Below are 18965 nucleotides of genomic sequence, written 5' to 3' on the forward strand. Positions count from 1 at the left end.
GGCGAGGTTCGTGACGACGCTACCGACGAGTTCCAGCAGACCACCGAGCAGTCCCATTTCCATCCTCGTTTCTCTGGTTTCGTTGTCCGTCCGGGCGAATGCCCGGACTCTTACGGTTGCGCTCTCACCCAAGCCCCCGACAGCCGATGGACGAGACCGAACATAGCGCCCTAGCAGCAGTTATGGCTTGAAGCTATGAGACATACCATCTGGTATTCGACGCCGGTTCGCAGCTGGACGGGTCGAATGTGTAACGAATTGCGCGCCGTGCGCGATAGGGCCCGCCGCCGCCTTGCCACACGCCGGGGCCGCGCGACACCGGAACACCTGACCTCCCGGCGTATTCGAGGATGGACCACGCCCATGACCGACACCGCGGCCGGCGGCCGATCTCGCACACACCGGGGAACCGGGCCGCGCCCGGCCGGACACCGTAGGGTCGTGGTACGGGCAATTCGTCCAGACCGGGAGTGGCGTGATGAAGATTCGATTCGGCATCGGTACGGGCTCCGGCAGCCGGCCGGAGGATCTCGCGGAGCTCGTGGACCGGCTGGAGGCCGAGGCGATCGATTCGCTGTGGTTCTCCGAATTGATCTACGCACCGGCCGTGGACCCCACCGTCGGTATGGCGTTCGCGCTGTCGCGCACCAGCAATCTGAAGGTCGGGACGTCGGTGGCCATCCTTCCCGGACGCCACCCCGTCCTGGTTGCCGAACAGCTGTCCTCCCTGGCCGCACTCGCACCCAAGCGGGTGCTGCCGGTGTTCGGACTACAACCGGCCACTCCGCGGGAACGGGATCTGTTCCCGGTGGCCGGGCGGCGCGGCGACGTGTTCGACGAATCCCTGCGGCTGTTGCGCGCCGTACTCCGGGAAGACGATGTCGACTTCGACGGCGACTACTTCACCGTGCGCGCGGCGCGGGTGGGCAACCGTCCCGCCCGGCCTCTGGACATCTGGCTCGGCGGGCGCGCACCCGCCGCGTTCCGGCGTATCGGGCGCTACGGCGACGGCTGGCTGGGCAGTTTCCTCACCCCCGCCGAGGCGGCTGCCGGGGTGGCGGCGATCAACACCGCGGCCGCGGCGGCCGGGCGGGAGATCGAAGCCGATCATTTCGGGATCACGCTGCTGCTGGCGCGCGACGGTATCCCGGCCGACCTGGCGGCCGGAATCACCCACCAACGTCCCGGAACCGACCCGGCCGATCTGGTGGCGGGAAGCTGGCCGGACCTGCACCGGCTGATCGACGGCTACCTCGATGCCGGGCTGAGCAAATTCGTGGTGGTGCCGGCGGACGGCAAACCGCTGGACGGCTTCCTGGATCGTTTCGTCACCGAACTCCTGCCGCGCCAGAACTGAGATCGGCGGCCCGGGTGCGAGCCGGATCGTCCGGCCGCGCCCCGATCGCCGGCCGCAGCCCGGCCCGTACGCCGCCGCCGTCAAGCGACCGCGACCAGCGCGGTGGCCGCGATCACCTCCACCCAGAAGTAGAACCAGATGGGGTAGAACGCGACAGAGCCGTCCAGCACCCGGGAGACGACCCGGCCGCCCGCCATCCCGGCGAGCGCGACGGCCACCGCCAGCACCACGCCCCGGCCGAGTTCTCCGGAGTCCAGCGCCGCCCAGCCGAGCGCACCCGCGACCGCGAGCCCGAATCCGCCGTATACCGCGCGAATTTCGGAGCGCCCGGAGGCCGTGGTCACAGGAATACCGAAAGGCGCGGTCGGTTTCGCCGGCACGGCGAGCGCGTACAGACCCATTGCCGCGAAAAGAATTGCTGCCACGAGCAATACCACCGGCCGCATCACTACCTCCACGAGTCGTCTGCTGGTCGGCCCTATCATTCGCCCCGACCGCCGGCCCGGCTTCCGGAAACGTGCTCCCGCCCACCACTGCGGCCGTGGCCGGACGGTCACCGTTCGGCCCACGTCTCGCGCAGCCGCGGACTCGGCGACCGGGGTAGCGCCGGGCCTCCCGAAGTACATCTGGGCGCCGGTCACGCTCGGCACCGACGGAACACTGGAAATGCGCAATCCGGTAACCGCGAAGGGCGATTCGACCGGGCTCACGCTGGAGGCCCTGCATCGGATGAACGCCAGTCTCCATTGGGTGGACAACTCCGGCTGATGGACGGCCGGCTGTTCAGGGCGTGAGAATGGTTTTGCCGAGCGCGGTACGGGCCTCGAAGGCGCGGTGGGCCGCCGCGGCTTCCGCCAAGGGCAGGACCGCGCCGATCACCGGATCGAGTTCGCCGCGCACCACCAGCTCCTCGGCCCGGCGGACCAGTTCCGGCCAACGCTGCGGGCGGTAGCCGAGACTGAACGGAATCAGTGCCGCGCCGACCGGGAGCAGCTGCTCCGAACCGATTTCCACCGGATCGCCGCTTGCCGAACCGAAGACGACCATCCGGGCGCCCGGCGCGGTGAGCAGGCCGTAGGCCTCGCGAGCGGTCTGCCCGCCGACGGTTTCCAGCACCACCGAGACCGGTCCGACTTCCTCGGCCCAGCCGGGTTGTGAGTAGTCCACAGTTGTGTCGGCTCCCAGGTCGGCGGCCAGACGCCGTTTCGACTCCGCGCTCGCACCGGCCACGACCCGGGCACCGGCCCGTTTGGCGAGCTGCACCAGCAGGGTTCCGATACCTCCGCCTGCCGCTTCCACCAGGACCGTGTCGCCGGGACCGATCTCGGCGGTTTCGAACACCCCCACGGCCGTGGCGCCCTGGCCGAGCAGGGCGAGCGCACGGTGCTCGCCGAGCCGTTCGTCGAGCGGAGCGGCATCGGCCGCGGGGACGACCACCAATTCGGCGTAACTCCCGGCAGCGACCTTTCCGATCACCCGTTCACCGATCCGATGCGCGGCGACGCCGGGGCCGACGTCGACCACGGTGCCGGCCACTTCGATCCCCGGGATATGCGGCAACGACGAGCCGAGGGGGTCGGGTAGAACTCCGGCGCGCACCTGCACTTCGAAGTAGTTGACGCCGGTGGCCGCGGCCCGGACCAGCAGTTCGCCCGCACCCGGCACCGGATCCTCGACCTCCTCGATGCGCAGTACCTCCGGCGCTCCGTACTCGTGATATCGAACTGCACGCACAGCACTCCACCTTTCACCATCCGGACTGACGGTCCGTTTATCTGTCTTGTATCATACGGACCAGTAGTCCGCTTCTGTCAACAGGAGGTGCCCGGTGCGCGCCGACGCCGAACGCAATCGCGCCGCGATCCTGGCCGTCGCCGGACGGCTGATCTGCGATGAGCGCCGCGACAACGTCTCCATGGATGACATCGCGGCCGCCACCGGGGTCGGCAAGGGCACGCTGTTCCGCAGGTTCGCCGACCGCGACGGACTGATCCGGGCGCTGATCGAGGAGCGCACCGGCCGGGGCTGGTCCACCGTGCGCGAACTCGCGGCGGATACGGCAGTCCCCGTACCGGATCGGATCGCGGCGATCGTCGCGGTGGTGTTCGACCTCACCGCGATCGAGCTCGCCCCACTGATGCGCGCCCTGCCCGACGTCTGCCAATCCGATTCCTGGGCGCCCTGGCGCACCCTGTTGGCCGATCTGATCTCGCAGGTCCTCCCCGATACCGACACCGAATTCCTGGCCCTGGCGATCTTCGCGAGCATGCGTCCGGAGATCACCGATATGATCGGCGCCCGCCGCCACCGCGCCGACGTCCTGGACCTGACCGCGCGCATCCTGGCCGCGGGCAATCCGGCCTGATCAGCGTTCAGCAGGCGGCACGCGCGAATTCGTACCCGTCGGCAGTGACCCCTTGGTGCGGAACGAACTTCGCCCGCACTCGTTCACCGGACCGGCGACAACGTCCGATTCGGGCTACTTTGGTGCTGTGAGCGTTTGGGGAGAACTCGTTGTCGGCCTGGCGATCCTGGTCGGCCTCATCGGCATCGTGGTGCCGATCCTGCCGGGGGTGATCCTGATCTTCGGGGCGATCGCCGTCTGGGCCTTCGTCACCGGAGGGACGACCGCATGGGCGGTACTGGCCGTCAGTACTGTTCTGCTCGTCATATCCGGAGTCGTGAAGTACACCTGGCCGGGCCGCAAACTGAAGGATGCGGGAGTGCCGAACCGGACGCTGCTGTTGGGCGGCCTCGCCGGCATAGCCGGGTTCTTCGTGATACCGGTGGTCGGGCTGTTCGTGGGGTTCGTCGTCGGCGTCTATCTCTCGGAGCTACAGCGTCTTCCCGACAACCGGCAGGCCTGGGTGTCGAGCAAACACGCGATCAAGGGCGTGGGGCTGTCGATCCTGGTGGAGCTGTTCGGTGCGCTCCTGGCCAGTGGCGTGTGGGTGATCGGCGCGATCGCCGCCTGAACCACCGTATTTCCCGTAACCACAGGGCCGGCTCAACGCCCGCAGCCTCCGGCCACAAGCGCCTTACCCTGGTGTTCGGTGCCGCGGCTTCGACCGCACAGAACTGTTCAGTCCGGGCCGGGCCGCCGCTGAATGATCGGCAGCGGACGGGTGGTCCCATCGTGAGCCGAGGCCCGGTCATCGCGCGGCGGCACGAAAAGAGGCAGGGTGGGAGTCGGATCCTCGGTGGTGCGATCGATCGCGGGCAATCCGTAGAACGCGCGGGCGTTGTCCTCCAGCACCGCGTTCATATCGGTGCCGACCACATCGCAGATCAGTTCCACATCCGATTCCCGGAACGGCCGTCCCGCGCGCGTGCCGGGTAGATCGCTACCGAACATCAGCGCCTGCGGATCGACCGCGTGGATCCGGCGCAGCGCCGTCGCGACATCCATATCGACCCGCCCGAAACCGGTCGCCTTCACCCGCGCACCGCGGTCGACCAGATCCAGCAGATAGGACAGGCCTTCCTCGGACATACCGAGATGGTCGATGGACACCTTCGGCAGCTTGAGGATCACCGGTTGCAGCGAGGCCAGCATCTGGCCGTCGACGTAGATCTCCACATGCCAGCCCGCCAGGTCGTAGGCACGCAGGGCCTGCCGGGTCATGCTGACGATATCGGCGGCCGCGCGTTTGAGATTGAACCGGACCGCACGCACTCCGGCCGCGTGCAGATCGAGGATCTCGTCGTCGGAGGCGTCGAGATCCAGCCGGGTCACCCCGACCCAGCCGGGCCCCAGTTCGGCCAGGGCGGCGCGCAGATAGCTCTGGTCGTTGCCCTGGTACGACGCGCTCACCACCGCACCGCCGGAAGGCCGGAACCGGGCCATCCGCCGCCGATAGTCGGCGACGGTGAAGGGCTCCGGCAGGTAGCCTTCGTTCTCGATCAGCGGAAAACGCGGATCGATGATGTGCACATGGGCGTCGAACACTGCTACAGCATGCCTGATAGAGGGGGGCGCTCGCTGCTCTCGACCACCGACCGGGAACAGCGAGCGGTGGATCAGACCTTGTGGGGTTCGCTCGCGCGCAACATGTCCTCGCGCTCGACGACCTTCACCCGCTCGCGGCCCTCGGGCTCGCCGAGGGACCGCTCGTGCGCGTCGAGCCGGTACCAACCGGCCCAGGTGGTGAACGGGATACCCCGGCCCTCCAGGAACTCCAGCACGGCCTCGGGTTCCGGCTGCTCGGCCGGGACGAAGTTCGTGCTGTCGTCCACGAGGCAGGCGACCGTCTCGTTGGCGTCGCCCTTGGTGTGGCCGATGAGCCCGACCGGACCGCGCTTGATCCAGCCGGTCACATAGGTGCCGGGCATATAGCGGGCGGCGCCGTCGGCGTCCTCGTCGATCAGGACTCGGCCGGCCTCGTTCGGGATGACCCCGGCCTGATCGTCGAAGGGCAGCTCCGAGATGTTCTGGGACAGATAACCCACAGCCCGGTAGACGGCCTGCACATCCCATTCCTTGAAGGTGCCGGTGCCCTTCACATTGCCGGTGCCGTCGAGCTGGGTACGTTCGGTGCGTAGCCCCACGACCTTGCCGTCCTCCCCGAGGATCTCGGCAGGGGATTCGAAGAAGTGCAGGAACAGCTTGTGCGGGCGGTCACCCTGGTCGCGGATGGCCCACTGCTCGAGGGTGTTGGCCACCATATCGACCTGCTTGGAATGCCGCCGCGCGGCTTCCGAGCCCTCGTCGTAGTCGATGTCCTCCGGATCGACGATCACCTCGATCGTCGGGGAGTGGTCGAGTTCGCGCAGCTCCAGCGGGGTGAACTTGGCCTGCGCCGGGCCGCGACGCCCGAACACGTGCACCTCGACGGCCTTGTTGTTCTTCAGGCCCGTGTACACGTTCGGCGGGATCTCGGTCGGCAGCAGTTCGTCACCGGTCTTGGCCAGCACCCGCGCCACATCGAGGGCGACATTGCCGACGCCGAGCACCGCGACCTTCTCCGCCTCCAACGGCCAGGTGCGCGGCACGTCCGGATGCCCGTCGTACCAGGACACGAAATCGGCCGCACCGTAGGAGCCGTCCAGGTCGATACCCGGGATGGGCAACGCCCGGTCGGCGTTGGCGCCGGTGGAGAAGATCACCGCGTCGTAGAAGCGGCGCAGATCCGACAGCGTGATATCGGTGCCGTAATCGATATTGCCGAGCAGGCGCACCTGCTCCTTGTCCAGCACCTTGTGCAGGGCGGTGACAATGCCCTTGATCCGCGGGTGGTCCGGGGCCACGCCGTAGCGGATCAGTCCGAACGGCGCGGGCATCCGCTCGAACAGATCGATCGAGACGTCCGCATCGGATTTCATCAACGCGTCAGCGGCATAGATACCGGCCGGCCCGGCCCCGACGATCGCGATCCGAAGCGGGCGGTTCGCTTCCTTCTGCTCGGTCATCTGTTACGCGCACCCTTATCGGTCGAAAGAATCACTGGCGTTGCTGTTAGCTTAGGCTAACTTGACGCGCGGCTCGTATGCACCTACATCGCGCCGTCCGTGGTCGGCTGTTCACCGTTCGTCGTCCCACGTCTCCGCGGGTAGCGCTGTGCCGCGGTACCCGCCGTACCCGCGATTCTATCGGGGTGCGGGCACGGTGCGATCCGGGGACCAGGGATGATCGTCGGCATGAGCGATTCCGGAGCGGCCGACGAGCAGCCGGCCACCGAATCGGGTGACGACGAGCGACCGCGCTCGATCACCCCGTTCGTCGTGGCCGCGGTGGTCGCGGCCCTGGTCCTGGCGGGTGTACTCATCGCCGGCCTGGTGGCGCCCGCTGAGAAAAATGTCACAGATTCCGACCGGATCGCGGGAGCGGTCCGGGAGTTCGCCGATGTGAGCAACCGCTACGGGCCCGAACCGCCCCGCGAGGCGGTGTGCCCCGGTTTCGTTCCCGCCCGCTCCCCGCTGGCGGGTCAGCTGCGGCCCGGCGAGACCGGGAAGGACATCGAGATCACGAGATTCGGCCCGGTGCACATCTCCGGCGATACCGCGAACATCGAGGTGACCAGCCGGGTCGACGGCGCGGAGCGGACCGCGACCTGGTGGCTGTTCCTCTCCGACGGCGACTGGCTGGTGTGCAACCAGCCCGCTGGATGAGCTCGCCGGGGACGTCAACCGGGGTTTGACACGGCCCGACCGTGCCGGGCAATCTTTTCGATTGGGTCATGAGTACCAGTGCCAAGCCCCGGCTCGCTGGTCGGCAACCCTCCTCCGCGGTGGGGTGCTCCGGGTGACGACCTGGCGCGCATCGATCGGATGCGGCAAGTGCGGATTCGCAGGAGGTGCCACGTATGAGTTACGCAGGGGATATCGGCCCGGAGCAGGCATGGGAACTGCTGTCCGAGAATCCGGACGCAGTCCTGGTGGACGTGCGGACCGAAGCCGAATGGAAATTCGTCGGTGTACCCGACACCAGCGCCATCGCCAAGCCGACGCTGCTGGTGGAGTGGGTCGACAGCACCGGAGCCCGGAATACCGAATTCCTGGACCAGCTCCGTAGCGCCTTGTCCGACCGTCCCGCGGACGCGCCCGTGCTCTTCCTGTGTCGCTCCGGTCAGCGTTCGGCGCACGCGGCCGATGCCGCGACCGCCGCGGGTATCGCACCCGCCTACAACATCAGCGAAGGCTTCGAGGGCCCGCTGGACGAACTCGGGCACCGCGGCGGTTCCGGCTGGCGTGCCCACGGCCTGCCCTGGCGGCAGTCGTGATCGGCGGCGGTTCGTTCGAACGGCCGTTACCCGAAGGGGTCGGTCCGGCGACACTGGGGGTGCGCGGCGGGCTGAGCCGCTCGGGGTTCGACGAGACCTCCGAGGCCCTGTACCTGAACTCCGGCTTCGTCTACGCCAGCGCCGAAGCCGCCGAGGCGGCGTTCACCGGCGAGAACCCGCACTACGTGTACTCCCGCTACGGCAACCCGACGGTGACCACCTTCCAGGAACGGATGCGCCTGCTCGACGGCGCCGAAGCCTGTTTCGCGACCGCCAGCGGTATGGCGGCCGTTTTCGTCGCCCTCGGTGCGCTGCTGAAAGCGGGCGACCGGCTGGTGGCCGCGCGTAGCCTGTTCGGCTCCTGTTTCGTGGTGTGCAATGAGATCCTGCCCCGCTGGGGCGTCGAAACCGTGTTCGTCGACGGCGAGGATCTCGACCAGTGGGAGGCGGCGCTGGCCGAACCGACCGCCGCGGTGTTCTTCGAGACTCCGGCCAACCCGATGCAGACGCTGGTCGACGTGCGCAAGGTGTGCGAACTCGCGCACGCCGCGGGCGCGCAGGTGGTACTGGACAATGTGTTCGCCACCCCGCTGCTGCAGCGCGGCTTCGAACTCGGCGCCGACGTGGTGGTCTACTCCGGTACCAAACACATCGACGGTCAGGGCCGGGTGCTGGGCGGCGCGATCCTCGGCACCTCCGAGTACATCGAGGGCCCGGTCAAGACGCTCATGCGGCACACCGGCCCCGCGCTGAGCCCGTTCAATGCCTGGACACTGCTCAAGGGCCTGGAAACCATGCCGCTGCGGGTCCGGCAATCCACCGATTCAGCGCTGCGGATCGCGCGCTACCTCGACGAACACCCGGCCGTGAGCTGGGTCCGGTACCCGTTCCTGGAATCGCACCCGCAGTACGCGCTGGCCGCCGAGCAGATGAGCGGCGGCGGCACCGTCGTGACCTTCGAACTGAAGGCCGCCGCCGACCTCGCCAAGAAACGGGCGTTCGAAGTGCTGAACGGGCTGCGGATCATCGATATCTCCAACAACCTGGGCGATGCGAAAAGCCTCATCACCCACCCGGCGACCACCACCCACCGGGCCATGGGCCCGGAGGGCCGCGCGAGTATCGGACTCTCCGACGGAGTCGTGCGGGTCTCGGTCGGCCTGGAGGACATCGAAGACCTCCTCGGCGACCTGGACCAGGCATTGAGCTGATCACTCCGAGGCGGTGGACGCCGACATGCCCACCCGGACCGGCGCTCGCCTCCGGCACCGCTACCACATTCGTGCCGGACGGCTCCGGCAAACAGCCGCGCCCTCTCGGTGCCGAGTCTTACGAGGCCCTGGAAGGGTCGAGGCCCGTCCCGCCGTTCAGGCCTCGAAAGCGCCCGCGCTTAAGGCGCAAGTCTCGAGGCCTGAACGGCGGGACCGAGGGGGCCTCGACCCCGCGGCGCCGAAGGCGCCGCAGATGAACACTGTCAGATCGGCGGAGTCACCACCTCGGTGAACGGCGTGCGTACCCGCCCGACCAGGTCGGCGACCGAGTCCAGCACCGAGGTCGGCCGGTACGGGTACTGCTCCACCGATACCTTCGTCGAGATACCGGAGGTCACCAGGATGGTCCGCATACCGGCTTCCATCCCGGAGATCACATCGGTGTCCATCCGGTCGCCGATCATGACGCTGGTCTGCGAGTGGGCGCCGATACGGCGCAGCGCCGAACGCATCATCAGCGGGTTCGGTTTGCCGATGTAGTAGGGGTCGCGGCCGGTGGCCCGGGTGATCAGGGCGGCCACCGAACCGGTCGCGGGCAGTACGCCGTCACGGGACGGGCCGGTCGGGTCGGGGTTGGTGGCGATGAACCGCGCCCCGCGCTCGACCAGCCGGATGGCCGTGGTGATCGCCTCGAACGAATACGTGCGGGTCTCGCCGAGCACCACATAGTCGGGGTCCACCTCGGTCAGCACGTAGCCGATCTCGTGCAGTGCGGTGGTGAGTCCGGACTCGCCCACCACGTAGGCGGTCCCGCCGGGCCGTTGCTCGTCGAGGAAACTGGCGGTGGCCAGCGCCGAGGTCCAGATCGAATGTTCCGGGATCTCCAGCCCGGTCTGCCGCAACCGGGCCTGCAGATCCCGTGGTGTGCGGATCGAATTGTTCGTCAATACCAGGAACGGGATCTCCTCGGCCCGCAGTTCGGCGAGGAACTCGTCGGCGCCGGGCACCATATGGTCCTCGTGCACCAGCACCCCGTCCATATCGGTGAGGTAGGACAGAATCCGGTCGTCTGTGCTCACCCGGTCGATTCTGCCTCTTTCGCGGCAGGAGGGACGGGTATGCCGCGCCCGGAGGGTGAACGCAGGGTGGGGAGCGCGACCGCTGGATGCCGCCCGCGTTCGCGTACCGGTCGTCCGGTCGCCTTGCCCGCCGGGGAGCTTCCGGCGTCCGTCCCGGTTGTCCGGGGGTTGCGAGTGGGCCCGGCCCGACAGCGCCTATTAGGGTCGAATCCGGGCCCGAAACGGTCCGACCACAAGCGACAGGAGTGGGCGCAAATGGGTGAACTGAAGCTCGGATACAAAGCATCGGCGGAACAATTCGGTCCCCGTGAACTGGTGGAGCTGGCGGTACTGGTCGAGGAACACGGCCTCGACAGCGCCACGGTCAGCGATCATTTCCAGCCGTGGCGGCACAAAGGCGGCCATGCGCCGTTCTCGCTGGCCTGGCTGGCCGCGGCGGGCGAGCGCACCGAACGCATCCTGCTCGGTACCTCGGTGCTCACCCCCACCTTCCGGTACAACCCCGCCGTGATCGCCCAGGCCTTCGCGACCCTGGGCTGCCTGTACCCGGGCCGGGTGATGCTGGGTGTGGGCACCGGTGAGGCACTCAACGAGATCGCCACCGGTTACTCCGGGGAGTGGCCGGAGTTCAAGGAACGCTTCGCGCGGCTGCGCGAATCGGTGGATCTGATGCGCGCCCTGTGGACCGGCGCCCGCACCGATTTCGACGGCACCTACTACAAGACCGTCGGCGCCTCCATCTACGACGTCCCCGAAGGCGGGATCCCGGTCTACATCGCCGCCGGCGGCCCGGTGGTGGCCCGGTACGCCGGCCGCGCCGGCGACGGCTTCATCTGCACCTCCGGCAAAGGTATGGACCTCTACACCGAGAAACTGATGCCGGCGGTGGCCGAGGGCGCGGCGAAGGTGGACCGTGAGATCGGCACGATCGACCGGATGATCGAGATCAAGATCTCCTACGACACCGACCCCGAACTCGCGCTGGAGAACACCCGCTTCTGGGCGCCGCTGTCACTGACCCCCGAGCAGAAGCACAGCATCCACGACCCGATCGAAATGGAAGAAGCGGCCGACGCGCTGCCGATCGAGCAGATCGCCAAACGCTGGATCGTCGCCAGCGATCCGGACGAGGCCGTCGAACTGGTGAAACCCTATGTGGACGCCGGGCTCAACCACCTGGTCTTCCACGCACCCGGCCACGACCAGAAGCGCTTCCTGGACCTGTTCCAGCGCGACCTGGCGCCCCGGTTGCGGAAGCTCGGATAGGGAACTCAGTCCGCGAGAAGCACGGTTCGACCGCAGGTGATCGGTCGCGAACATGCGAACACCGGATGTCGGATGCCGACGCAACCCCATGCGTCGAGTTCTACGAGACACCTGAAAGGGTTGAGGCCCGTCTCGCCGTTTCGGCCTCGAAAGCGCCCGCGCCGAAGGCGCAAGTCTCGAGGCCGAAACGGCGAGACCAAGGGGGGCCTCAACCCCGCGCCGCCGCAGGCGGCGCCAAAAACACAGCACCTTCACGAGAAAGCCCACTCGGCGCCACCACCCCCGGACCGCCCGCCGACGACCTGCCACAGGGTATCGAGTGGAACCCGCCCGCCCCTCTGAGACCTGATCCCGAGCATGCGCTGTCGGTAGTACCGCAATGAACACAGCTAGGCTCTGGCTATGGCCGAGGTTGCTGCGTCCAGTGTGTACATCGCGTCGCCGGAGGGCGATACCGGTAAATCGACGGTGGCGCTCGGCGTTCTGCAGATGCTGTGCGCGACCACCGCGCGGGTGGGGGTGTTCCGGCCGATCACCCGGTCGGCCACCGAACCGGATTACATTCTCGAGCTGCTGCTCGAGCACAGCACCGCCGATATCGAGTACCAGCAGGCGGTGGGGGTCGGCTACGAGCAGGTGCACGCCGACCCGGACGCCGCGATCTCCGAGATCGTCATGCGGTATCACGAGGTGGCCGCGGTCTGTGACGCGGTGGTCATCGTGGGCAGCGATTACACCGATGTGGCGAGTCCGAGCGAACTGCGGTTCAATGCCCGGATCGCGGTGAATCTGGGGGCGCCGGTACTGCTGGTGGTGCGGGGCGCGCAGCGGTCGGCCGAGGAGGTCGAGCAGCTGGTGGAACTGTGCACCGCCGAACTGAAGTCCGAGCACGCGCAGCTGGTGGCCGTCGTCGCCAATCGCTGCGCGCCCGGCGAGCTCGAGGCGGTGCGGGACGCCCTGGCGCCCTTCGGAGTGCCGTCGTGGAGCCTGCCGGAGGTGCCGCTGTTGATCGCGCCCACCATGGCCGAGTTGTGTGAGGCGCTGGACGGCGAGATGTACAGCGGCGACCCCGAACTGCTGGACCGGGAGGCACTGGGTGTGATGGTCGGCGGGATGACCGCGGAACACATCCTGGAGCGTCTCTTCGACGGCGCGGTGGTGATCGCTCCCGGCGACCGCTCCGATGTGCTGCTCAGTGTGGTCAACGCCCACGAGGCCGAGAGCTTCCCCTCACTGGCCGGGATCGTCATGAACGGCGGGCTGCTCCCGCATCCGGCGATCGCCCGGCTGATCACCGGGCTCAAACCGCGATTACCCATCCTGACCACGGATCTGGGCACCTACGAAACCGCCGGGGTGGCGCATCGCACCCGCGGCCGCATGTCGGCACACAACCCGCGCAAGGTGGATACGGCGCTGGCGCTGATGGAAACCCATGTGGACGCCGCGGATTTCCTGCGCCGGCTGGAGGTTCCGCTGACCAGCGTGGTGACCCCGCAGATGTTCGAATACCAGCTCATCGAACGTGCCCGGGCCGACCGTAAGACGATCGTGCTGCCCGAGGGCGACGACGACCGGGTGCTGCGGGCGGCGGGCCGTGTGCTGCAACGCAGGGTCGCGGATCTGATCATCCTGGGCGACGAGACCACGATCCGGGCCCGGGCCGCCGAACTGGGCGTGGATATCACCGACGCGCGGGTGCTCGACCCGCGGACCTCCGAACATCTCGACGATTTCGCCCGCGAGTACGCCGAATTGCGCAAGCACAAGGGGATGACCCTGGAGCGGGCGCGGGAGACGGTGACCGACATCTCCTATTTCGGCACCATGATGGTGCATCGCGGGATCGCCGACGGCATGGTGTCCGGGGCGGCGCACACCACCGCGCATACGATCCGGCCCTCGTTCGAGATCATCAAAACGGTGCCGGGGGTCTCGACGGTATCGAGCGTGTTCCTCATGTGCCTGGCCGACCGGGTCCTGGCCTACGGTGACTGCGCGGTGGTGCCCGATCCGAGTTCCGAGCAACTCGCCGATATCGCCGTGTCCTCGGCCGCGACCGCGACCCGGTTCGGGATCGACGCCCGGGTGGCCATGCTCTCCTACTCGACCGGGGAATCCGGTAGCGGCGCGGATGTGGACAAGGTCCGGGTGGCGACCGAACTGGTCCGGGAGCGGGCGCCCGAACTGCTCGTGGAGGGGCCGATCCAATACGACGCCGCCATCGAACCCACCGTCGCCGACGCCAAACTCCCGGGCTCCGAGGTCGCGGGCCGGGCCACGGTTTTCGTCTTCCCCGACCTCAATACCGGCAACAACACCTATAAGGCGGTGCAGCGCAGCGCGGGTGCGGTGGCGATCGGCCCGGTGCTGCAGGGGTTGCGCAAACCGGTGAACGACCTTTCCCGTGGCGCCCTGGTCACCGATATCGTGAACACGGTGGCCATCACCGCTATCCAGGCGCAGCAGCAGTGACCGCGCCGCGTTCCGGGGAGAAGGAGACGGCGGTGGGCGGCGACCTGGTGCTGGTGGTCAACTCCGGTTCGTCCTCGATCAAATACCAGCTGCTCGCGCCCGGCTCGGGCACGGTGGTGGCGGCGGGTCTGGTGGAGCGGATCGGCGAGGACGGCGGGGCGATCGAACACACCACCGACGGCCGGACCCTTTCCGATCGGGTGAACATCGCCGACCACACGGCCGGATTACGCCTGGCGTTCGAGAAGTTCGCCGAAACCGGGCACGATCTGGCGGGCGCGGGCGTGACCGCGGTCGGGCACCGGGTGGTCCACGGCGGTGAAGTGTTCTACCGGCCCACACTCGTCGACGACCGGGTGCTGGCCACCATCGACGAGTTGTCGGCGCTGGCGCCGCTGCACAATCCGGCGAATGTGCGCGGGATCGAGGCGGTGCGCACCCTGCTGCCCGACGTTCCGCAGGTCGCGGTGTTCGATACCGCGTTCTTCCACGGGTTGCCCGACGCCGCCAAGACCTACGCGATCGACGCGCAGGTCGCGGCGGCGCACGGTATCCGCCGGTACGGTTTCCACGGCACCTCGCACGAGTACGTCTCGGGTCGCGTCGCCGAATTCCTGGGCCGCCCGGCCGAATCGCTGAAACAGATCGTGTTCCATCTCGGCAACGGCGCCTCCGTCTCCGCACTGCGGGACGGGCGGCCGGTGGACACCAGCATGGGGCTGACCCCGCTGGAGGGCCTGGTGATGGGGACCCGGCCCGGAGACCTGGATCCCGGGATCATCCTGCATCTCATGCGCACCGCGCAGTTGGACGTCAACGGCGTCGACCGCCTGCTCAACCGCGGTTCGGGTCTGCGCGGGATGGCCGGGGTGAACGATTTCCGGGAGTTGCGGCGGCTCATCGGCGAAGGCGACGAGGCGGCCCGGCTGGCCTACGACGTCTACGTGCACCGCCTCCGCCACTACCTCGGTGCCTATCTGGTCGAACTCGGTGGGGTCGACGCGATCACGTTCACGGCCGGGGTCGGCGAGAACAATCCGGACGTACGCGCCGACGCGCTGTCCGGACTGTCCGGGTTCGGGATCGCGGTGGATCACGAGCGCAATACGGCGCCGGACCGGACCGCGCGGCGTATCTCCCCGCCGGACGCGAAGGTGGACGTCCTGGTGGTGCCGACGAACGAGGAACTCGCCATCGCCCGCGCCGCCGCCGCGCTGACCGGAAGCCCTTGAGCCCACCCGGGTTTCAGTAACAGGTGAGCGGCTGCAGCGAATCGCCGGCCTGCGGTCCCAGCGTGGCGTAGGCCGTCGCGATGGCGGAAACCGCGCGCCGCAATTCGGGTTCGGGGCTGGTGTAGGGCAACCGCAGAAAACGTTCGAACGCGCCCTGGACCCCGAATCGGGGGCCCGCCGCCAGCAGCACTCCGTGATTCGGCGCGGTGGCGGCCAGCGCCGTGGACACCGGCGTGGGCAGTTGTGCCCACACCGACATTCCACCGACTCCGGGCAGCACGTACCAGCCGGGCAATTCCTCGGCCATCGCCGCCAGCAATGCCTCCCGCTGACTGCGCAACTGCGCGCGCCGGCGGTCGAGGATCGGGTCGGCGTGCTCGAGCAGATGGACCGCGGCCAGCTGATCCATCACCGGTGTGCCCAGGTCGACGGTCGCGCGGATACCGAGCAACCGTGTGATCAGCGATTCCGAGGTCCGGATCCAGCCCACGCGCAGACCACCCCAGAACGATTTCGAGGCCGACCCGATGGTGACGACCTCCGCTCCCTTCGCGAACGCGGCGACCGGCGACACCGGCGCCTGTTCACCCAGGGACAGATCGGCCATGGATTCGTCGATGATCAGCGTCATCCGGGTTTCCCGGGCGATGGCGGCCAGTTCGGCGCGGGCCGTATCGTCCATCAGGAAGCCGGTGGGGTTGTTGTGGTCGGGTACCAGGTAGGCCAGCGAAGCGGCGGTCTGGCGGGCGGCACTGCGCAGCCCGTCGAGATCCCATGCGGCCGCCGGATCTTCGAGGCGCAGCGGAACCGGGACCGGACGCGCGCCCACATCCCGGATGGCCTCGATGGCGTTGGGGTAGGTGGGGTGGTCGATGAGGACCCGGCCCGCGGTCGGGGCCAGCACGTTCAGCAGCAGCCGAAGTCCGTGCTGGGCGCCGAGGGTCACCAGGATCTGATCGGCGCCGGTGGGCAGGCCGCGTTCGGTGTAGCGGCGGGCCAGGGCTTCCCGCAACGGGAGGATGCCCACCGGGTCCATACCGTGCGTACCCAGATACGACGGGATGCCCTGCAGCGCGACGGAGTACGCCTCCTCCATCTCCGGCGGCGCGGTCATCGCCGCGTAGGTGAGGTCCACGGCGGGGGCGGCGCCGGTGGACATGGTGGCGAGGATGCCGCGGGCCGCCCGGGTGCCGTCGTGCGCCACGGCCGGCGGCAGCGCGACGGTGCTGCGCGAGCCCTGGCGGGTGATGAGATACCCGTGCTCGCGCAGCAGGGCATAGGTCGAGGTGACCGTGGTACGGCTGACGCCGAGCGTGGCGGCCAGATCTCGTTCGCTGGGCAGGGCGATCCCGAGTGGGGCGCGCCCGTCGTGGATCAGCAGGCGGATCCCCTCGGCCAGGGCGAGATAGGCCGGCCGGGCCGATTTGCGCGCGTTGCCTTCGGCCGCCGCGTCGGCACTACGCCAGTGCCCCAGATCGCGTGCCAGACCTGTCGCGCCGATAACTCGTGTCGCCATAAGGTCCAGTATTAAGGAATTGGCTCTTTCACAGCAAGTCCAGTTGCTGGATGCTGAAGATATGACACTCTTTGTGGCACTCGTGGGAGTGGGAACCTTCGGCTTCATCGCGTACGACTACGTCGTGCACGAATCCAGGATCGCGGAACTGCTGGACCGGTACCGACCACTCGGTCCGGTCACCGAGGACGCGGCGAATCGCTACGACCTCGAGCGGATGTACCGGGACCTGGACGCCGCCCGCTCCTACCGGGAACGGGACGCAGCCTGACCCCGGAGCGATGGAGCGGTCGCCGCGGATCGACCAGTCCGGTTGCGCAACTGGACTGGTCAGTGGTCAATCCAGCGGATGCGCGCGGTAGAACTCGCACGCCTCCCCGGAGAGCAGGCCGTCCTCGCAGGCGAAATAGGTTTGGATACAAGAATTGGTATCGCAGCCCAGCCGGACCAGTTCGTCGCGTACCCGGAGGTTGCGTTCCTGCGGGCTCTCCGGCTGCGACGACGCGGCGGCCGGGACCGCACTGCCCTGGTTGTCCGCGCACGCCCCGAGCAGCAGCGTTCCGGTGCACAGTGCCGCCACGGCGGCGAATCGACCAGCGGATCTCGTAACCACGCGCACCTCCACATCCCCCGGGGTGTTCGACGAGCGGCCAGCGTAACCGATACCCGGGCCGATGGGTACCCCGCGCGATGCGCTGCCCGGCCCAGGGCCGGCGCGTGCCGGACCTGCGCCCGCACCAGCGCACCGTCGACGCGCTCGGCGAGAGCGACCAACCGCGGTGCCGACGAGTCCGCACCGAAGCGAGCCGCGGAGTGGCACGCCGGCGCCGCCACGGCATACTGTCCCGCTCGGTCGGCAGCGGTGGCGGCCCACCGCGACAGCTCGATCGCGATTCTTACCGCCCCTCCGCCGGCGCCGGGCAGGCGCGGGAGATTTCCGGTTGCGGTCCGTAGACGGCGCTGTGCCGGCCGTCGCGCGCCCGGGCCTCGGCAATCGCGAGCTGCAACAACAGGGCTGCCGAGAGCTGGTCCGGCAGACGGGCGTCGTCCATACCGATGATCGCCGGGCCGGGCCTCGCGGGCGGCGGTCATGAAGGTCACCGGACGTGCGCGAATCAGTCCTCCCCCACCTCGCACGCCACGCCGTCACCGTCGGCGTCGAGTTGCCGCGAGTAACCGGGCCGACCCCCGAACAGCGGTGTATCGGATTCCCGGCGGGCGTGCGCGCAATTGATGTAGTAGGGCTGTCCGTCCTTTTCGGGTTCGGCTCCGGCCCGGTCGGCGGGCAGCGGATGGGAATCCTGGCTCCGATTCGACGATTGCGGGGTATCGGCGGTGGCCGGCGCGGCGGCGAGCGCCGACAGCGCACAGCCGGCGATCACGAGGCGGGCCAGTGTTCGTCGAGTTCTCATAGCGAAAGTCCTTGCAGCGAGGGGTACCACCATCCTCACGCGGACCCGCCGATTGCGAAAGACCTTTGTTTCGCCCGGTTCCGTGCGCGCGACCCCCGTGCGCGGCCCTCCGGTCGGCCGCACCGATGGGTGGCCGGGTGGACGCGCACCCTCCCGGCCCGAGCCGGAGGGTGCGTCCCCGGCCGGGGAACTCCTCCCTCGTTCGCGTCCTGGCCGTGCCGGTGTCACCGGCCGGCCCGGTGGTGGTCCCGCCCAGGGCACCCGCCACCGGGCGGCACAACAGGTTACGGGGTGCCTGCCGGCGGATCGCAGACCTTCCAGCCGTCGTCGGTCTCCTGCAGATCGAAGGTCCGGGTGGTCTGCTCCGCATCCGCCTCGGTCTGCACGGTCACCTGGGCCAGCGCGGTCCGGTCGGTGATCTGCACCGCGTCGACGCCGGTCACATCGGGGATGGTGCCCCCGTCGACGGCCTGCTGGTGCACCGCGGCGAACTGCTCCTCCGACAACCCCTGGTAGTAGTCGTGCAGACCGCCACAGGTGGTTTCGCGCAGGCCGGCCAGATCGCCGCTCTCCAGCGCACCGGTGTAATCGCCGATGGCCGTACGGATCCGGGCCTGCGGGGAATCGTCACCGGAACCGAGGCCGGCCACGATGGCGATCAACGCGATCACGACAACCACAGCCGCGCCCGCGGCGAT

General features: G+C 68.6%; 20 protein-coding genes and 1 riboswitch. Of the genes, 10 read left to right on the plus strand and 10 right to left on the minus strand.

Features of this window, described 5'->3' with window-relative positions; translation table 11 throughout:
* Window positions 1-478: 478 nt before the first annotated feature.
* On the plus strand, window positions 479-1357 hold the full coding sequence (locus ON38_RS23705; RefSeq protein WP_039827135.1) for a TIGR03854 family LLM class F420-dependent oxidoreductase: 879 nt from the start codon (window positions 479-481) through the stop codon (window positions 1355-1357).
* A gap of 80 nt (window positions 1358-1437) precedes the next feature.
* On the opposite strand, the gene ON38_RS23710 is transcribed toward ON38_RS23705, so the two are convergent.
* Window positions 1438-1782 carry a DUF4345 family protein gene (locus tag ON38_RS23710; RefSeq protein WP_245564170.1) on the minus strand — a complete coding sequence of 115 codons (345 nt, stop codon included), beginning with the start codon at window positions 1780-1782 and terminating at the stop codon, window positions 1438-1440.
* Window positions 1783-2140: 358 nt separating this feature from the next.
* Window positions 2141-3091: a quinone oxidoreductase family protein gene (locus tag ON38_RS23715; RefSeq protein ID WP_039827137.1), complete on the minus strand. Its 951-nt coding sequence runs from the start codon at window positions 3089-3091 to the stop codon at window positions 2141-2143.
* Between the two features lie 94 nt (window positions 3092-3185).
* Between ON38_RS23715 and ON38_RS34300 the strand changes: the two genes are divergently transcribed.
* Window positions 3186-3722 carry a TetR/AcrR family transcriptional regulator gene (locus tag ON38_RS34300; RefSeq protein WP_051165103.1) on the plus strand — a complete coding sequence of 179 codons (537 nt, stop codon included), beginning with the start codon at window positions 3186-3188 and terminating at the stop codon, window positions 3720-3722.
* A 127-nt stretch (window positions 3723-3849) separates the two neighbouring features.
* Window positions 3850-4332, plus strand: a complete 483-nt coding sequence (locus ON38_RS23725; protein WP_039827138.1) for a DUF456 domain-containing protein — start codon at window positions 3850-3852, stop codon at window positions 4330-4332.
* Window positions 4333-4439: 107 nt separating this feature from the next.
* Here the strand turns inward: ON38_RS23725 and ON38_RS23730 are convergent, their stop codons facing one another.
* Together ON38_RS23730 and ON38_RS23735 are read right to left on the minus strand one after the other, a co-directional pair.
* The gene (locus ON38_RS23730) at window positions 4440-5306 is read right to left on the minus strand and encodes an amidohydrolase family protein (protein WP_039827139.1); all 867 of its coding nucleotides are present in this window, start codon (window positions 5304-5306) and stop codon (window positions 4440-4442) included.
* A 71-nt stretch (window positions 5307-5377) separates the two neighbouring features.
* Window positions 5378-6766, minus strand: coding sequence for an FAD-dependent oxidoreductase (locus ON38_RS23735; RefSeq protein ID WP_039827140.1), 1389 nt, complete (start codon window positions 6764-6766; stop codon window positions 5378-5380).
* A gap of 228 nt (window positions 6767-6994) precedes the next feature.
* Here ON38_RS23735 and ON38_RS23740 point away from each other — a divergent pair, with 228 nt between their 5' ends.
* From ON38_RS23740 to ON38_RS23750, 3 genes are all read left to right on the plus strand, one after another.
* Window positions 6995-7465, plus strand: a complete 471-nt coding sequence (locus tag ON38_RS23740) for an Rv0361 family membrane protein (protein WP_157181864.1) — start codon at window positions 6995-6997, stop codon at window positions 7463-7465.
* 64 nt (window positions 7466-7529) lie between these two features.
* A riboswitch (SAM riboswitch) is annotated at window positions 7530-7642 on the plus strand.
* A 17-nt stretch (window positions 7643-7659) separates the two neighbouring features.
* The gene (locus ON38_RS23745) at window positions 7660-8076 is read left to right on the plus strand and encodes a rhodanese-like domain-containing protein (RefSeq protein WP_039827142.1); all 417 of its coding nucleotides are present in this window, start codon (window positions 7660-7662) and stop codon (window positions 8074-8076) included.
* Window positions 8073-9287 carry an O-succinylhomoserine sulfhydrylase gene (locus ON38_RS23750; protein ID WP_039827143.1) on the plus strand — a complete coding sequence of 405 codons (1215 nt, stop codon included), beginning with the start codon at window positions 8073-8075 and terminating at the stop codon, window positions 9285-9287. Before ON38_RS23745 ends, ON38_RS23750 begins: the two co-directional genes overlap by 4 nt.
* 263 nt (window positions 9288-9550) lie before the next feature.
* On the opposite strand, the gene ON38_RS23755 is transcribed toward ON38_RS23750, so the two are convergent.
* On the minus strand, window positions 9551-10327 hold the full coding sequence (locus ON38_RS23755; protein WP_051165106.1) for an HAD-IIA family hydrolase: 777 nt from the start codon (window positions 10325-10327) through the stop codon (window positions 9551-9553).
* A gap of 294 nt (window positions 10328-10621) precedes the next feature.
* Here ON38_RS23755 and fgd point away from each other — a divergent pair, with 294 nt between their 5' ends.
* The 3 genes from fgd to ON38_RS23770 all read left to right on the plus strand — a co-directional run bounded on the left by fgd (window position 10622) and on the right by ON38_RS23770 (window position 15339).
* A complete protein-coding gene (fgd, locus tag ON38_RS23760; protein WP_039827145.1) occupies window positions 10622-11632 on the plus strand; it encodes a glucose-6-phosphate dehydrogenase (coenzyme-F420) in 1011 nt (336 codons plus the stop codon).
* A 402-nt stretch (window positions 11633-12034) separates the two neighbouring features.
* Window positions 12035-14107 carry a phosphate acetyltransferase gene (gene pta / locus ON38_RS23765; RefSeq protein WP_039827146.1) on the plus strand — a complete coding sequence of 691 codons (2073 nt, stop codon included), beginning with the start codon at window positions 12035-12037 and terminating at the stop codon, window positions 14105-14107.
* On the plus strand, window positions 14104-15339 hold the full coding sequence (locus tag ON38_RS23770; protein WP_245564171.1) for an acetate/propionate family kinase: 1236 nt from the start codon (window positions 14104-14106) through the stop codon (window positions 15337-15339). The genes pta and ON38_RS23770 overlap by 4 nt, the downstream gene beginning before the upstream one ends.
* Before the next feature lie 13 nt (window positions 15340-15352).
* On the opposite strand, the gene yczR is transcribed toward ON38_RS23770, so the two are convergent.
* Window positions 15353-16855, minus strand: coding sequence for a MocR-like transcription factor YczR (yczR, locus tag ON38_RS23775; RefSeq protein WP_039827147.1), 1503 nt, complete (start codon window positions 16853-16855; stop codon window positions 15353-15355).
* Window positions 16856-16916: 61 nt separating this feature from the next.
* On the opposite strand from yczR, the gene ON38_RS23780 reads away from it, so the two are divergent.
* Window positions 16917-17126 (plus strand): hypothetical protein, encoded by a 210-nt coding sequence (locus ON38_RS23780; protein WP_157181865.1) that lies wholly within the window; start codon window positions 16917-16919, stop codon window positions 17124-17126.
* A 66-nt stretch (window positions 17127-17192) separates the two neighbouring features.
* Here ON38_RS23780 and ON38_RS23785 read toward each other — a convergent pair whose 3' ends face one another.
* The 4 genes from ON38_RS23785 to ON38_RS23795 form a co-directional block, all read right to left on the minus strand.
* A complete protein-coding gene (locus ON38_RS23785) occupies window positions 17193-17468 on the minus strand; it encodes a hypothetical protein (RefSeq protein WP_157181866.1) in 276 nt (91 codons plus the stop codon).
* A gap of 283 nt (window positions 17469-17751) precedes the next feature.
* Window positions 17752-17907 (minus strand): hypothetical protein, encoded by a 156-nt coding sequence (locus ON38_RS36235; RefSeq protein ID WP_157181867.1) that lies wholly within the window; start codon window positions 17905-17907, stop codon window positions 17752-17754.
* A gap of 63 nt (window positions 17908-17970) precedes the next feature.
* Complete coding sequence (locus tag ON38_RS23790) at window positions 17971-18267, minus strand: excalibur calcium-binding domain-containing protein (RefSeq protein WP_157181868.1); 297 nt, start codon at window positions 18265-18267, stop codon at window positions 17971-17973.
* A gap of 284 nt (window positions 18268-18551) precedes the next feature.
* The coding region (locus ON38_RS23795; protein WP_039827175.1) for an Rv0361 family membrane protein at window positions 18552-18965 on the minus strand (414 nt) is incomplete at its 5' end.

This window comes from Nocardia testacea NBRC 100365, assembly GCF_000308775.1.
Lineage (GTDB): Bacteria > Actinomycetota > Actinomycetes > Mycobacteriales > Mycobacteriaceae > Nocardia > Nocardia testacea.